The organism is Parafannyhessea umbonata, from assembly GCF_900105025.1.
In the GTDB taxonomy this organism is placed as follows: Bacteria; Actinomycetota; Coriobacteriia; order Coriobacteriales; family Atopobiaceae; genus Parafannyhessea; species Parafannyhessea umbonata.
Map to the genome: position 1 here is coordinate 2260599 of NZ_LT629759.1, position 17442 is coordinate 2278040.

General features: G+C 59.4%; 1 protein-coding gene and 8 rRNA genes. All 9 read left to right on the forward strand.

The window, feature by feature from the left end; translation table 11 throughout:
- Positions 1–183: 183 nt before the first annotated feature.
- Positions 184–3118: ribosomal RNA gene (locus tag BLT96_RS10135) — 23S ribosomal RNA — on the forward strand.
- Positions 3119–3231: 113 nt separating this feature from the next.
- A 5S ribosomal RNA gene (gene rrf / locus BLT96_RS10140) occupies positions 3232–3347 on the forward strand.
- 317 nt (positions 3348–3664) lie between these two features.
- A 16S ribosomal RNA gene (locus tag BLT96_RS10145) occupies positions 3665–5179 on the forward strand.
- Between the two features lie 243 nt (positions 5180–5422).
- Positions 5423–8357: ribosomal RNA gene (locus tag BLT96_RS10150) — 23S ribosomal RNA — on the forward strand.
- A 113-nt stretch (positions 8358–8470) separates the two neighbouring features.
- A 5S ribosomal RNA gene (gene rrf / locus BLT96_RS10155) occupies positions 8471–8586 on the forward strand.
- A gap of 317 nt (positions 8587–8903) precedes the next feature.
- A 16S ribosomal RNA gene (locus tag BLT96_RS10160) occupies positions 8904–10418 on the forward strand.
- Between the two features lie 243 nt (positions 10419–10661).
- Positions 10662–13595: ribosomal RNA gene (locus BLT96_RS10165) — 23S ribosomal RNA — on the forward strand.
- 113 nt (positions 13596–13708) lie between these two features.
- A 5S ribosomal RNA gene (gene rrf / locus BLT96_RS10170) occupies positions 13709–13824 on the forward strand.
- Together the 16S, 23S and 5S rRNA genes form the textbook arrangement of a ribosomal RNA operon.
- Before the next feature lie 658 nt (positions 13825–14482).
- On the forward strand, positions 14483–17377 hold the full coding sequence (locus tag BLT96_RS10175; RefSeq protein ID WP_157692214.1) for an AfsR/SARP family transcriptional regulator: 2895 nt from the start codon (positions 14483–14485) through the stop codon (positions 17375–17377).
- Positions 17378–17442 lie beyond the last annotated feature (65 nt).

Below are 17442 nucleotides of genomic sequence, written 5' to 3' on the forward strand. Positions count from 1 at the left end.
TTCCCGCTGATGCCTTTCGCCGCGCGAGAGCGCGCAGTGTCCGGTCTCGAGGGCTCGCCCTCGCCGTACCTTGAGAGCTGCATAGCGTGACAAAGACGATATTTTTCTTTTTCAAGAAGATCGCATCTGATCGCACCGGCGACCGAGAGGCCGCCGGGGTGTATGTATGTACCGAGCCATCGAGAAGAAGATGGTAAGGGCACACGGTGGATGCCTTGGCACAGGAAGCCGACGAAGGACGTGACAAGCTGCGATAAGCCACGGTTAGGAGCACATATCCGCCTGACCCGTGGATCTCCGAATGGGCGAACCCGGCGGGGGCCATACCCCGCCGCCGCGCGCTGAACACATAGGCGCGCCGGAGGCAACCCGGGGAACTGAAACATCTAAGTACCCGGAGGAAGAGAAATCAAACGAGATTCCCCTAGTAGTGGCGAGCGAACGGGGACCTAGGGCAAACCGCCGGTTGCTTCGGCGCCGGCGGGGTTGTAGGACCACCCACATGGCAGTCACAAACCCCCGCGGAAGCGGAACGGCCTGGGAAGGCCGGCGAGACAGGGTTAGAGCCCCGTACGCGAATCCGAGGGGGCTGCCGGGTGGCACCTGAGTACTGCCGGACACGTGAAACCCGGTGGGAAGCCGGGGGGACCACCCTCCAACCCTAAATACTCTCCTGTGACCGATAGTGGACAAGTACCGTGAGGGAAAGGTGAAAAGCACCCCGGGAGGGGAGTGAAATAGTACCTGAAACCGTGTGCCTACAAGCAGTCGGAGCAGTGCTTGCACTGTGACGGCGTGCCTTTTGTAGAATGAGCCAGCGAGTTACGGCGTGTGGCGAGGTTAAGCTAGCAAGCGAGCCGCAGCGAGAGCGAGTCTGAACAGGGCGCTCAGTCGCACACCGTAGACGCGAAGCCGGGTGAGCTATCCATGGGCAGGCTGAAGCGGGGGTAAGACCCCGTGGAGGGCCGAACCCACCTAGGTTGAAAACTGGGGGGATGACCTGTGGATAGGAGTGAAAGGCCTATCAAACCCGGAGATATCTCGTTCTCCCCGAAATAGCTTTAGGGCTAGCCTCGGACGTTTACCTGCGGAGGTAGAGCACTGAATGGTCGCGGGGGCCTCACCGCCTACCAAGACCAATCAAACTCCGAATGCCGCAGGCCCAGAGTCCGGGAGTCAGAACATGTGGGCTAAGCCGTGTGTTCGAAAGGGAAACAGCCCAGACCGCCCGCTAAGGTCCCCAAATCCGTGCTAAGTGGCAAAGGATGTGCGTTTGCTCAGACAACCAGGATGTTGGCTTAGAAGCAGCCATTCATTCAAAGAGTGCGTAATAGCTCACTGGTCGAGTGGACATGCGCCGACAATATACGGGGCTAAGCACGGTACCGAAGCGGCGGACTGTTTTTAACAGTGGTAGGGGAGCTTTCCGTCTGGGGCGAAGCCGCGGGACGACCCGCGGTGGACCGGCCGGAAGTGAGAATGCTGGCATGAGTAACGAGAGGGGCGTGAAAAACGCCCCCGCCGTAAACCCAAGGTTTCCTGGGCAAGGCTAATCCTCCCAGGGTCAGTCGGGAGCTAAGGCGAGGCCGGAAGGCGTAGCCGATGCACAGCAGGTGGACATTCCTGCACCTCCGACGCGACGCTATCACCGACGGGGCGACGAAGAAGGGTAGCTCAGCGGGGTTCTGGACGTCCCCGTGAGGCCACGTAGGCCGAGAGGTAGTGAAACGCGCCTCTCGCGAAGGCTGAGGTGGCGGACGAAACGATTGAGCGAAGTGAGTGAGCCCATGCTTCCGAGAAAAACCCCTAGGGAGCCGCTAGGAGCCCGTACCGCAAACCGACACAGGTGGGTGGGTAGAACATACCAAGGCGATCGGGAGAACTATGGTTAAGGAACTCGGCAAAACTGCCCCGTAACTTCGGGAGAAGGGGTGCCGGCCTGGGTGGAGGGACTTGCTCCCCGAGCCAGGGTCGGCCGCAGCGAAGAGGTCCAAACGACTGTTTATCAAAAACACAGGACTCTGCTGAAGTCGTAAGACGACGTATAGGGTCTGACGCCTGCCCGGTGCCGGAAGGTCACGAGGAGCTGTCAGCGCGAGCGAAGCAGCGAATCTAAGCCCCGGTAAACGGCGGCCGTAACTATAACGGTCCTAAGGTAGCGAAATTCCTTGTCGGGTAAGTTCCGACCTGCACGAAAGGCGTAACGATTTGGACGCTGTCTCAACCATAGACCCGGTGAAATTGCACTAGTCGTGAAGATGCGACTTACCCGCGGAAGGACGGAAAGACCCCGTGAACCTTTACTGCAGCTAGACATTGGCTGCCGGTCCGTCGTGTAGAGGATAGGTGGGAGACAGTGAACCAGGGACGCCAGTCTCTGGGGAGTCGCCCTTGGAATACCACCCTCGACGTTCTGGCAGCCTAACCCCGCGCCGTGATCCGGGCGGGGGACCGTGTCTGGTGGGTAGTTTGACTGGGGCGGTCGCCTCCTAAAGTGTAACGGAGGCGCACGTAAGGTCTGCTCAGGATGGTCGGCAACCACCCTTTTGAGTGCAAGAGCATAAGCAGGCTTGACTGCGAGACCCACGAGTCGAGCAGATGGGAAACCAGGTTCTAGTGATCCGGCGGCTCAGAGTGGAATGGCCGTCGCTCAACGGATAAAAGGTACTCCGGGGATAACAGGCTGATCTTCCCCAAGAGTCCACATCGACGGGAAGGTTTGGCACCTCGATGTCGGCTCATCGCATCCTGGGGCTGGAGCAGGTCCCAAGGGTATGGCCGTTCGCCATTTAAAGCGGTACGCGAGCTGGGTTCAGAACGTCGTGAGACAGTTCGGTCCCTATCCTCCGTGGGCGTAGGAAAACTGAGGGAGGCTGCCCCTAGTACGAGAGGACCGGGGTGGACGGACCTCCGGTGTACGGGTTGTCAACCTAATGGCACTGCCCGGTAGCTGAGTCCGGTCGGGATAACCGCTGAAAGCATCTAAGCGGGAAGCCCATCCCGAGATGAGTTTTCCTTTCGGTAAGACCCCTCGTAGACGACGAGGTTGATAGGCTGCAGGTGCAAGCGCCGCGAGGCGCTCAGCCGAGCAGTACTAATCGGTCGAGCTCTTCTTCCCACTATACGTGGCTCCGGATCGGAGCGGTCTTCTTGGGAAGTTCGCCTTGTCGCGCTGTGCGGCCCCCAGGGCACGGCGGAGCCGGCCCCGGAACCGAAGAATGCCCCTAGTTGGTCAGCGACCATGGCAGGGGAGGCACACCTGGTCCCATTCCGAACCCAGAAGTTAAGCCCCCGAGCGCCGATGGTACTGCGGAGCGAGTCCGTGGGAGAGCAGGACGTCGCTGACCAACTAGGGGCATTTTCGCGTCTCGCGCCCGAGTTGTGTGGGAGCCGTGGAGGACGACATTCTGGGCCCCGCGGAGCGCCGGCGCGCGTATAGTTAATTCCCGCGCCGCGACGGGCCACGAACCCGGACGCCGGCGGCGAACCTTGAAAACCGGATACTGCGATCGAAAGATCGACGAAAGACAGCGAATAGAAGAGCGAAGTTCGAATTTTCGAATTCACGTCAATTCAAACCAAGCGAATCCAGATCAGCGGGATCTAGAGTGGGCATCCGACTCATACTTACGGAAACTGCGGCGGGCGAGAGCCCGCCGAGCTCCGAACGGAGAGTTCGATCCTGGCTCAGGATGAACGCTGGCGGCGCGCCTAACACATGCAAGTCGAACGGTTAAAGCACCTTCGGGTGTGTATAAAGTGGCGAACGGCTGAGTAACACGTGGGCAACCTGCCCCTCGCACCGGGATAGCCTCGGGAAACCGTGGTTAATACCGGATACTCCGGGACCCCCGCATGGGGGTGCCGGGAAAGCCCTGACGGCGAGGGATGGGCCCGCGGCCTGTTAGCTTGTTGGCGGGGTAACGGCCCACCAAGGCGATTATGGGTAGCCGGGTTGAGAGACCGACCGGCCAGATTGGGACTGAGACACGGCCCAGACTCCTACGGGAGGCAGCAGTGGGGAATCTTGCACAATGGGCGAAAGCCTGATGCAGCGACGCCGCGTGCGGGACGAAGGCCTTCGGGTTGTAAACCGCTTTCAGCAGGGACGAGGCCGCAAGGTGACGGTACCTGCAGAAGAAGCCCCGGCTAACTACGTGCCAGCAGCCGCGGTAATACGTAGGGGGCGAGCGTTATCCGGATTCATTGGGCGTAAAGCGCGCGTAGGCGGCCTGCTAGGTCGGGACTCAAATCCGGGGGCTCAACCCCCGCCCGGTCCCGATACCGACAGGCTTGAGTCTGGTAGGGGAAGGCGGAATTCCAAGTGTAGCGGTGGAATGCGCAGATATTTGGAAGAACACCGGTGGCGAAGGCGGCCTTCTGGGCCACGACTGACGCTGAGGCGCGAAAGCTAGGGGAGCGAACAGGATTAGATACCCTGGTAGTCCTAGCCGTAAACGATGGACACTAGGTGTGGGGGGATGTGCCCTCCGTGCCGCAGCCAACGCATTAAGTGTCCCGCCTGGGGAGTACGGCCGCAAGGCTAAAACTCAAAGGAATTGACGGGGGCCCGCACAAGCAGCGGAGCATGTGGCTTAATTCGAAGCAACGCGAAGAACCTTACCAGGGCTTGACATTCAGGTGAAGCGGCGGAAACGCCGTGGCCGAGAGGAGCCTGAACAGGTGGTGCATGGCTGTCGTCAGCTCGTGTCGTGAGATGTTGGGTTAAGTCCCGCAACGAGCGCAACCCTCGTCGCATGTTGCCAGCGGTTCGGCCGGGCACCCATGCGAGACCGCCGGCGTCAAGCCGGAGGAAGGTGGGGACGACGTCAAGTCATCATGCCCCTTATGTCCTGGGCTGCACACGTGCTACAATGACCGGCACAATGGGCTGCCACTGCGCGAGCAGGAGCGAATCCCCAAAGCCGGCCCCAGTTCGGATTGGAGGCTGCAACCCGCCTCCATGAAGTCGGAGTTGCTAGTAATCGCGGATCAGCACGCCGCGGTGAATGCGTTCCCGGGCCTTGTACACACCGCCCGTCACACCACCCGAGTCGTCTGCACCCGAAGTCGTCGGCCCAACCCGCAAGGGAGGGAGGCGCCGAAGGTGTGGAGGGTAAGGGGGGTGAAGTCGTAACAAGGTAGCCGTACCGGAAGGTGCGGCTGGATCACCTCCTTTCTAGGGAGACAAGAGTCACCCACAGAAACCGATTATCACAGACGAGACGGTGCCCGTCCGTTCCCGCTGATGCCTTTCGCCGCGCGAGAGCGCGCAGTGTCCGGTCTCGAGGGCTCGCCCTCGCCGTACCTTGAGAGCTGCATAGCGTGACAAAGACGATATTTTTCTTTTTCAAGAAGATCGCATCTGATCGCACCGGCGACCGAGAGGCCGCCGGGGTGTATGTATGTACCGAGCCATCGAGAAGAAGATGGTAAGGGCACACGGTGGATGCCTTGGCACAGGAAGCCGACGAAGGACGTGACAAGCTGCGATAAGCCACGGTTAGGAGCACATATCCGCCTGACCCGTGGATCTCCGAATGGGCGAACCCGGCGGGGGCCATACCCCGCCGCCGCGCGCTGAACACATAGGCGCGCCGGAGGCAACCCGGGGAACTGAAACATCTAAGTACCCGGAGGAAGAGAAATCAAACGAGATTCCCCTAGTAGTGGCGAGCGAACGGGGACCTAGGGCAAACCGCCGGTTGCTTCGGCGCCGGCGGGGTTGTAGGACCACCCACATGGCAGTCACAAACCCCCGCGGAAGCGGAACGGCCTGGGAAGGCCGGCGAGACAGGGTTAGAGCCCCGTACGCGAATCCGAGGGGGCTGCCGGGTGGCACCTGAGTACTGCCGGACACGTGAAACCCGGTGGGAAGCCGGGGGGACCACCCTCCAACCCTAAATACTCTCCTGTGACCGATAGTGGACAAGTACCGTGAGGGAAAGGTGAAAAGCACCCCGGGAGGGGAGTGAAATAGTACCTGAAACCGTGTGCCTACAAGCAGTCGGAGCAGTGCTTGCACTGTGACGGCGTGCCTTTTGTAGAATGAGCCAGCGAGTTACGGCGTGTGGCGAGGTTAAGCTAGCAAGCGAGCCGCAGCGAGAGCGAGTCTGAACAGGGCGCTCAGTCGCACACCGTAGACGCGAAGCCGGGTGAGCTATCCATGGGCAGGCTGAAGCGGGGGTAAGACCCCGTGGAGGGCCGAACCCACCTAGGTTGAAAACTGGGGGGATGACCTGTGGATAGGAGTGAAAGGCCTATCAAACCCGGAGATATCTCGTTCTCCCCGAAATAGCTTTAGGGCTAGCCTCGGACGTTTACCTGCGGAGGTAGAGCACTGAATGGTCGCGGGGGCCTCACCGCCTACCAAGACCAATCAAACTCCGAATGCCGCAGGCCCAGAGTCCGGGAGTCAGAACATGTGGGCTAAGCCGTGTGTTCGAAAGGGAAACAGCCCAGACCGCCCGCTAAGGTCCCCAAATCCGTGCTAAGTGGCAAAGGATGTGCGTTTGCTCAGACAACCAGGATGTTGGCTTAGAAGCAGCCATTCATTCAAAGAGTGCGTAATAGCTCACTGGTCGAGTGGACATGCGCCGACAATATACGGGGCTAAGCACGGTACCGAAGCGGCGGACTGTTTTTAACAGTGGTAGGGGAGCTTTCCGTCTGGGGCGAAGCCGCGGGACGACCCGCGGTGGACCGGCCGGAAGTGAGAATGCTGGCATGAGTAACGAGAGGGGCGTGAAAAACGCCCCCGCCGTAAACCCAAGGTTTCCTGGGCAAGGCTAATCCTCCCAGGGTCAGTCGGGAGCTAAGGCGAGGCCGGAAGGCGTAGCCGATGCACAGCAGGTGGACATTCCTGCACCTCCGACGCGACGCTATCACCGACGGGGCGACGAAGAAGGGTAGCTCAGCGGGGTTCTGGACGTCCCCGTGAGGCCACGTAGGCCGAGAGGTAGTGAAACGCGCCTCTCGCGAAGGCTGAGGTGGCGGACGAAACGATTGAGCGAAGTGAGTGAGCCCATGCTTCCGAGAAAAACCCCTAGGGAGCCGCTAGGAGCCCGTACCGCAAACCGACACAGGTGGGTGGGTAGAACATACCAAGGCGATCGGGAGAACTATGGTTAAGGAACTCGGCAAAACTGCCCCGTAACTTCGGGAGAAGGGGTGCCGGCCTGGGTGGAGGGACTTGCTCCCCGAGCCAGGGTCGGCCGCAGCGAAGAGGTCCAAACGACTGTTTATCAAAAACACAGGACTCTGCTGAAGTCGTAAGACGACGTATAGGGTCTGACGCCTGCCCGGTGCCGGAAGGTCACGAGGAGCTGTCAGCGCGAGCGAAGCAGCGAATCTAAGCCCCGGTAAACGGCGGCCGTAACTATAACGGTCCTAAGGTAGCGAAATTCCTTGTCGGGTAAGTTCCGACCTGCACGAAAGGCGTAACGATTTGGACGCTGTCTCAACCATAGACCCGGTGAAATTGCACTAGTCGTGAAGATGCGACTTACCCGCGGAAGGACGGAAAGACCCCGTGAACCTTTACTGCAGCTAGACATTGGCTGCCGGTCCGTCGTGTAGAGGATAGGTGGGAGACAGTGAACCAGGGACGCCAGTCTCTGGGGAGTCGCCCTTGGAATACCACCCTCGACGTTCTGGCAGCCTAACCCCGCGCCGTGATCCGGGCGGGGGACCGTGTCTGGTGGGTAGTTTGACTGGGGCGGTCGCCTCCTAAAGTGTAACGGAGGCGCACGTAAGGTCTGCTCAGGATGGTCGGCAACCACCCTTTTGAGTGCAAGAGCATAAGCAGGCTTGACTGCGAGACCCACGAGTCGAGCAGATGGGAAACCAGGTTCTAGTGATCCGGCGGCTCAGAGTGGAATGGCCGTCGCTCAACGGATAAAAGGTACTCCGGGGATAACAGGCTGATCTTCCCCAAGAGTCCACATCGACGGGAAGGTTTGGCACCTCGATGTCGGCTCATCGCATCCTGGGGCTGGAGCAGGTCCCAAGGGTATGGCCGTTCGCCATTTAAAGCGGTACGCGAGCTGGGTTCAGAACGTCGTGAGACAGTTCGGTCCCTATCCTCCGTGGGCGTAGGAAAACTGAGGGAGGCTGCCCCTAGTACGAGAGGACCGGGGTGGACGGACCTCCGGTGTACGGGTTGTCAACCTAATGGCACTGCCCGGTAGCTGAGTCCGGTCGGGATAACCGCTGAAAGCATCTAAGCGGGAAGCCCATCCCGAGATGAGTTTTCCTTTCGGTAAGACCCCTCGTAGACGACGAGGTTGATAGGCTGCAGGTGCAAGCGCCGCGAGGCGCTCAGCCGAGCAGTACTAATCGGTCGAGCTCTTCTTCCCACTATACGTGGCTCCGGATCGGAGCGGTCTTCTTGGGAAGTTCGCCTTGTCGCGCTGTGCGGCCCCCAGGGCACGGCGGAGCCGGCCCCGGAACCGAAGAATGCCCCTAGTTGGTCAGCGACCATGGCAGGGGAGGCACACCTGGTCCCATTCCGAACCCAGAAGTTAAGCCCCCGAGCGCCGATGGTACTGCGGAGCGAGTCCGTGGGAGAGCAGGACGTCGCTGACCAACTAGGGGCATTTTCGCGTCTCGCGCCCGAGTTGTGTGGGAGCCGTGGAGGACGACATTCTGGGCCCCGCGGAGCGCCGGCGCGCGTATAGTTAATTCCCGCGCCGCGACGGGCCACGAACCCGGACGCCGGCGGCGAACCTTGAAAACCGGATACTGCGATCGAAAGATCGACGAAAGACAGCGAATAGAAGAGCGAAGTTCGAATTTTCGAATTCACGTCAATTCAAACCAAGCGAATCCAGATCAGCGGGATCTAGAGTGGGCATCCGACTCATACTTACGGAAACTGCGGCGGGCGAGAGCCCGCCGAGCTCCGAACGGAGAGTTCGATCCTGGCTCAGGATGAACGCTGGCGGCGCGCCTAACACATGCAAGTCGAACGGTTAAAGCACCTTCGGGTGTGTATAAAGTGGCGAACGGCTGAGTAACACGTGGGCAACCTGCCCCTCGCACCGGGATAGCCTCGGGAAACCGTGGTTAATACCGGATACTCCGGGACCCCCGCATGGGGGTGCCGGGAAAGCCCTGACGGCGAGGGATGGGCCCGCGGCCTGTTAGCTTGTTGGCGGGGTAACGGCCCACCAAGGCGATTATGGGTAGCCGGGTTGAGAGACCGACCGGCCAGATTGGGACTGAGACACGGCCCAGACTCCTACGGGAGGCAGCAGTGGGGAATCTTGCACAATGGGCGAAAGCCTGATGCAGCGACGCCGCGTGCGGGACGAAGGCCTTCGGGTTGTAAACCGCTTTCAGCAGGGACGAGGCCGCAAGGTGACGGTACCTGCAGAAGAAGCCCCGGCTAACTACGTGCCAGCAGCCGCGGTAATACGTAGGGGGCGAGCGTTATCCGGATTCATTGGGCGTAAAGCGCGCGTAGGCGGCCTGCTAGGTCGGGACTCAAATCCGGGGGCTCAACCCCCGCCCGGTCCCGATACCGACAGGCTTGAGTCTGGTAGGGGAAGGCGGAATTCCAAGTGTAGCGGTGGAATGCGCAGATATTTGGAAGAACACCGGTGGCGAAGGCGGCCTTCTGGGCCACGACTGACGCTGAGGCGCGAAAGCTAGGGGAGCGAACAGGATTAGATACCCTGGTAGTCCTAGCCGTAAACGATGGACACTAGGTGTGGGGGGATGTGCCCTCCGTGCCGCAGCCAACGCATTAAGTGTCCCGCCTGGGGAGTACGGCCGCAAGGCTAAAACTCAAAGGAATTGACGGGGGCCCGCACAAGCAGCGGAGCATGTGGCTTAATTCGAAGCAACGCGAAGAACCTTACCAGGGCTTGACATTCAGGTGAAGCGGCGGAAACGCCGTGGCCGAGAGGAGCCTGAACAGGTGGTGCATGGCTGTCGTCAGCTCGTGTCGTGAGATGTTGGGTTAAGTCCCGCAACGAGCGCAACCCTCGTCGCATGTTGCCAGCGGTTCGGCCGGGCACCCATGCGAGACCGCCGGCGTCAAGCCGGAGGAAGGTGGGGACGACGTCAAGTCATCATGCCCCTTATGTCCTGGGCTGCACACGTGCTACAATGACCGGCACAATGGGCTGCCACTGCGCGAGCAGGAGCGAATCCCCAAAGCCGGCCCCAGTTCGGATTGGAGGCTGCAACCCGCCTCCATGAAGTCGGAGTTGCTAGTAATCGCGGATCAGCACGCCGCGGTGAATGCGTTCCCGGGCCTTGTACACACCGCCCGTCACACCACCCGAGTCGTCTGCACCCGAAGTCGTCGGCCCAACCCGCAAGGGAGGGAGGCGCCGAAGGTGTGGAGGGTAAGGGGGGTGAAGTCGTAACAAGGTAGCCGTACCGGAAGGTGCGGCTGGATCACCTCCTTTCTAGGGAGACAAGAGTCACCCACAGAAACCGATTATCACAGACGAGACGGTGCCCGTCCGTTCCCGCTGATGCCTTTCGCCGCGCGAGAGCGCGCAGTGTCCGGTCTCGAGGGCTCGCCCTCGCCGTACCTTGAGAGCTGCATAGCGTGACAAAGACGATATTTTTCTTTTTCAAGAAGATCGCATCTGATCGCACCGGCGACCGAGAGGCCGCCGGGGTGTATGTATGTACCGAGCCATCGAGAAGAAGATGGTAAGGGCACACGGTGGATGCCTTGGCACAGGAAGCCGACGAAGGACGTGACAAGCTGCGATAAGCCACGGTTAGGAGCACATATCCGCCTGACCCGTGGATCTCCGAATGGGCGAACCCGGCGGGGGCCATACCCCGCCGCCGCGCGCTGAACACATAGGCGCGCCGGAGGCAACCCGGGGAACTGAAACATCTAAGTACCCGGAGGAAGAGAAATCAAACGAGATTCCCCTAGTAGTGGCGAGCGAACGGGGACCTAGGGCAAACCGCCGGTTGCTTCGGCGCCGGCGGGGTTGTAGGACCACCCACATGGCAGTCACAAACCCCCGCGGAAGCGGAACGGCCTGGGAAGGCCGGCGAGACAGGGTTAGAGCCCCGTACGCGAATCCGAGGGGGCTGCCGGGTGGCACCTGAGTACTGCCGGACACGTGAAACCCGGTGGGAAGCCGGGGGGACCACCCTCCAACCCTAAATACTCTCCTGTGACCGATAGTGGACAAGTACCGTGAGGGAAAGGTGAAAAGCACCCCGGGAGGGGAGTGAAATAGTACCTGAAACCGTGTGCCTACAAGCAGTCGGAGCAGTGCTTGCACTGTGACGGCGTGCCTTTTGTAGAATGAGCCAGCGAGTTACGGCGTGTGGCGAGGTTAAGCTAGCAAGCGAGCCGCAGCGAGAGCGAGTCTGAACAGGGCGCTCAGTCGCACACCGTAGACGCGAAGCCGGGTGAGCTATCCATGGGCAGGCTGAAGCGGGGGTAAGACCCCGTGGAGGGCCGAACCCACCTAGGTTGAAAACTGGGGGATGACCTGTGGATAGGAGTGAAAGGCCTATCAAACCCGGAGATATCTCGTTCTCCCCGAAATAGCTTTAGGGCTAGCCTCGGACGTTTACCTGCGGAGGTAGAGCACTGAATGGTCGCGGGGGCCTCACCGCCTACCAAGACCAATCAAACTCCGAATGCCGCAGGCCCAGAGTCCGGGAGTCAGAACATGTGGGCTAAGCCGTGTGTTCGAAAGGGAAACAGCCCAGACCGCCCGCTAAGGTCCCCAAATCCGTGCTAAGTGGCAAAGGATGTGCGTTTGCTCAGACAACCAGGATGTTGGCTTAGAAGCAGCCATTCATTCAAAGAGTGCGTAATAGCTCACTGGTCGAGTGGACATGCGCCGACAATATACGGGGCTAAGCACGGTACCGAAGCGGCGGACTGTTTTTAACAGTGGTAGGGGAGCTTTCCGTCTGGGGCGAAGCCGCGGGACGACCCGCGGTGGACCGGCCGGAAGTGAGAATGCTGGCATGAGTAACGAGAGGGGCGTGAAAAACGCCCCCGCCGTAAACCCAAGGTTTCCTGGGCAAGGCTAATCCTCCCAGGGTCAGTCGGGAGCTAAGGCGAGGCCGGAAGGCGTAGCCGATGCACAGCAGGTGGACATTCCTGCACCTCCGACGCGACGCTATCACCGACGGGGCGACGAAGAAGGGTAGCTCAGCGGGGTTCTGGACGTCCCCGTGAGGCCACGTAGGCCGAGAGGTAGTGAAACGCGCCTCTCGCGAAGGCTGAGGTGGCGGACGAAACGATTGAGCGAAGTGAGTGAGCCCATGCTTCCGAGAAAAACCCCTAGGGAGCCGCTAGGAGCCCGTACCGCAAACCGACACAGGTGGGTGGGTAGAACATACCAAGGCGATCGGGAGAACTATGGTTAAGGAACTCGGCAAAACTGCCCCGTAACTTCGGGAGAAGGGGTGCCGGCCTGGGTGGAGGGACTTGCTCCCCGAGCCAGGGTCGGCCGCAGCGAAGAGGTCCAAACGACTGTTTATCAAAAACACAGGACTCTGCTGAAGTCGTAAGACGACGTATAGGGTCTGACGCCTGCCCGGTGCCGGAAGGTCACGAGGAGCTGTCAGCGCGAGCGAAGCAGCGAATCTAAGCCCCGGTAAACGGCGGCCGTAACTATAACGGTCCTAAGGTAGCGAAATTCCTTGTCGGGTAAGTTCCGACCTGCACGAAAGGCGTAACGATTTGGACGCTGTCTCAACCATAGACCCGGTGAAATTGCACTAGTCGTGAAGATGCGACTTACCCGCGGAAGGACGGAAAGACCCCGTGAACCTTTACTGCAGCTAGACATTGGCTGCCGGTCCGTCGTGTAGAGGATAGGTGGGAGACAGTGAACCAGGGACGCCAGTCTCTGGGGAGTCGCCCTTGGAATACCACCCTCGACGTTCTGGCAGCCTAACCCCGCGCCGTGATCCGGGCGGGGGACCGTGTCTGGTGGGTAGTTTGACTGGGGCGGTCGCCTCCTAAAGTGTAACGGAGGCGCACGTAAGGTCTGCTCAGGATGGTCGGCAACCACCCTTTTGAGTGCAAGAGCATAAGCAGGCTTGACTGCGAGACCCACGAGTCGAGCAGATGGGAAACCAGGTTCTAGTGATCCGGCGGCTCAGAGTGGAATGGCCGTCGCTCAACGGATAAAAGGTACTCCGGGGATAACAGGCTGATCTTCCCCAAGAGTCCACATCGACGGGAAGGTTTGGCACCTCGATGTCGGCTCATCGCATCCTGGGGCTGGAGCAGGTCCCAAGGGTATGGCCGTTCGCCATTTAAAGCGGTACGCGAGCTGGGTTCAGAACGTCGTGAGACAGTTCGGTCCCTATCCTCCGTGGGCGTAGGAAAACTGAGGGAGGCTGCCCCTAGTACGAGAGGACCGGGGTGGACGGACCTCCGGTGTACGGGTTGTCAACCTAATGGCACTGCCCGGTAGCTGAGTCCGGTCGGGATAACCGCTGAAAGCATCTAAGCGGGAAGCCCATCCCGAGATGAGTTTTCCTTTCGGTAAGACCCCTCGTAGACGACGAGGTTGATAGGCTGCAGGTGCAAGCGCCGCGAGGCGCTCAGCCGAGCAGTACTAATCGGTCGAGCTCTTCTTCCCACTATACGTGGCTCCGGATCGGAGCGGTCTTCTTGGGAAGTTCGCCTTGTCGCGCTGTGCGGCCCCCAGGGCACGGCGGAGCCGGCCCCGGAACCGAAGAATGCCCCTAGTTGGTCAGCGACCATGGCAGGGGAGGCACACCTGGTCCCATTCCGAACCCAGAAGTTAAGCCCCCGAGCGCCGATGGTACTGCGGAGCGAGTCCGTGGGAGAGCAGGACGTCGCTGACCAACTAGGGGCATTTTCGCGTCTCGCGCCCGAGTTGTGTGGGGCGTAAATACGAAGAGCACTATTGTGCAAGTCTTTTTTGAAGATCTTTTACTGCTGCTTTTCGCGGAACCTAAATGTTTCGAGCGGTAGATTGTTGAGATGCTTTAGTGGGCTGTGGGGCTTCGAAACACCGGCGGGGTGGCAAACAGCGTAATTCGGCCACGTTTTTCGATTCCATTTACTAATTTGCTGGCAGAGAGAACGACCGCATAAGAAATACATAATATATAGCATTAGCTACCTGCAACGATGGACGCCATTTTTATAGGCGATGCTATTCCTAGATATAAAATAATAAAATAAAAGGAACGAAGTACCTTACGTAAGGTACGAAATCCACCACATCCAGAGTTTTTTGTTATGAAAAGTGCGGAGATGCCACGCTGCTTGCAGTTAGCTTTCACAAATGAATATTGAGCACCAAAATACATATAAAATCACGATGATTTTGGTGCAAATATGGTGCATCTATTAGTAAGTGTTTTTTTACAGGCTGAAGAAGCGAAAGGATTACTGATGCTGGTGCACCCGACTATTGACTGCGAGGAAGATGCCTACTCGGAGCTTCGAACGCGCACATTACCTACGCGTAACGAATTGATGGGCGCTTGGAGTAACGTGGTCAGCTCTCGAGAAAAGGTAATTGTTGTTTGCGGTGATGCAGGGGTTGGAAAGACATTCTTTCTAGATTGCATTGCGGCGCACGAGAGAAGTATTGGCGCGGGCATAAAGACGATCTCGCTAAAGAAGTGTGGCGAAAACGAGCTTGGACAGAGGTTTGTTCGGTTCTCCAGGGAGACGGTGCAACAGTCGGAGGGGTCTCCTAGAATCACCGTTTGCGTCGATGACGTGCCGGCCGCTGACGAACGTTCTTATTCGCGCATAGGGCGGGCGATAAAGAAGATGTCGAACGCAGGCTGCACCGTCGTCATTGCGCTTAGGCCTGAGTGCGAGGGACTGCTCGACGTGCTCGAGAACCCATTTATAATGGATATGCACAGGTTGCTTGCCAAGGTATATCCAGGCCAAGACGCTGGCCTTACGAATGGAATCCCCAAACTGATCGCTGCCCTACGGTCTGATTACGAAGTTGGGGACCGAATCGAGCACGGCGGCCATACGTACCGCATGGCCATTCGCGAAATGGTTTCGGATGCGGTTCGGGACTCTCTGCCAAACGAAGATATCGAGCTAAGGCTTTCGCTCTTGCTCCTTGGCCGTGGCTCTCTGGATGATTCCGTGCGGATATGCCAGCATGCGGACGAGGAGTCGCTGTCCCTGCTCGAGCGTGAAGCGCCGTTCTTCGGGGTGTCTGTGGCCGACTCATCCTTCCATGTCGCCGGGCTTAGCGACCTAGAAATCTTTCATGAATGCAGGCAGGAGATTGCGGAGGCGTGCGCGAGCGCAGAGCACATTGCTCTGAACGTTGCCGAGACGCTCGGGAGGCGCGGCGAGTATAGGCGCATGGGGTTTGTGCTCGATGCGATTCGCGACTCTGCCCTCGCAATTTCATTCGCCTCACGACACGGCGTCGACCTGGTGTGCGCGGGACATACGTCGTTAGTATCAAGATCGGTACGTCTCTCTGACCCAAACGACGATGCTGCCCAGCAGAGGGCGTTGATCAACAGTCTTGCCGTTGCGGAGATCTCGGCCAAAAGAGACGAGGCGGTCAGCCTTCGTGAGTCCTGCGGAGCCTTGGCGAAGACAGATGCGTGCGAGAAGTCTGCCCTTCGTCACGCCGCGATGCTCGGTGCCTGTCGCGAGCTGATGGCGGGGCATCGAATCGCAAGGATACGACGCAACCCGAACTTAGACGATGACCAAATAGAGCTGATGTATGACCATCTGCACGCAGCGAAATACATTGTGGACGGGAAGTTCCTGGCCGGCTTCGATGCCCTGCTCGATAACCCGGGAAGAAAGAGGATGGACGGGATTCCGTCTGCCATGCTTGCGGATGACTTCTACATTTGCGAGATGATGCTCGGTGAGGTGCCGGTGCAAAACGGTGGTGGCGCGGGGTCTTCGCTTGAGGTATTTACGGAGTGCGGCTCGGGAAGACTGGCATCCATACACCTGGGGATGCGGTCGGCGCTTCGCATCCTTATGGGTCGGGTGACCAACTTCCCTGAGGTCGAGAAGATCGTGACGAGACTTGGGTCGACGGACGACCTTGTGCCTCAGGCGGCGTTTCTCATTGCCGCTGCTGTGGCGGATCTAAGGATGAGGGCCTACGCAAGTGCGAGCGTCAGGGCGAAACGAGCCGCATCTTTGGCTCGCGATGCATCGGCTGACTACCTTCTTGCGGCTGCGAGCCTGGTTTCCGATGCAATCGAAGCCGCAGCCGGAACAGAGCTTGAGTGCAAGGTTCGCTCTCGTGGCTCTGGCCCTGCAATCGGTGCCCTGAACGACCTGAGAAGGATGCTTGCACAGGCCTCTCGGGGCGACACGAGTAGTCCAGTCCGATTTGACGTGCTTCAGAGGTCGACATGCTCGAGGGAGATTCTTTGGGCCCTGAATCTGCTCCTCAATGATTGTGGCCAGGCTTCGAGAAACATCAGGTCCATCATGCCCGCGAATTGGGTCAGGTACTCTTCGAGCCTGCTTGGTGCGTTGAACGAGCGCCAGGATCAGGGAGATGGACCCGAGCGGAGCTACAGCGAGAGCGGCAAGGAGAAGGGTGATAAGCCGTTGAGAATCAGAACGCTCGGAACGTTCTCGGTGGCAATCGATGGAAGGGAACTCCCCGTAAGTGCTCTCGGCGCGCGGCGTGGCAGGAACCTTGTCTACGCGCTCGCCCTGACGAAGGGGCATTCGCTTGCCAAACGTGAGGCCATCAATATGATTTGGGGAGACTGCGACTACAGCACGGGAAACCAGAAGCTCTACGAGACGGTCTGTCTTGCTCGCAAGATTCTTAGGGTGGGAGACGACAGGGAGTCCGTCATTTTGACGGGACGGTCCTCGGGCAGAATCGCCCTCGACATGACGAAGGTCACCATAGATGTGGACGAGTTCGAAGCCCGCGCTAACGATGCGCTTTCGAGCGAGGGCATGGATAGAAGCGTCGTGGCTCTTGCAAGTGAAGCGAGGGACATATACTCAGGTGGTGTCGCAGAGATGATTGACGACCCCTCCGGGATGATCGAGGGCCGCATAGAGGCGCTGACGACCCTGCATGCCGACGTGATGGTTGCCGGTGCCAAGGCTGCGCTGAGAGAGGGAAAGACGTACCTCTCGTCTCAGCTATCGGGAGAGGCTCTCAAGGACGACTCGTTGCGCGAGGACGCCCTGCTGCAGTATGTGACTGCGTTGGGCGTGCTTGGCCGGACCGCAGAGATCGTGACGGCATATCGTCGTTACAAGGATGCGCTCGTCCATAAGTACCACGCGATGCCATCGGAGACTGTCAGAAAGAGCGTGGACGAGGCGCTGGAGCACAGCGGGAGTAGTCTGACGGCAGGGAGAATAGACGGGGTCGCCGAAGATGGCGACGAGGAGGTTTCCTAAAAAGGCGCGAAAGTGACCGCGGGCGGTGCCAATTTGATGGTTACACGGGCGCGTGCTGCGCTCTC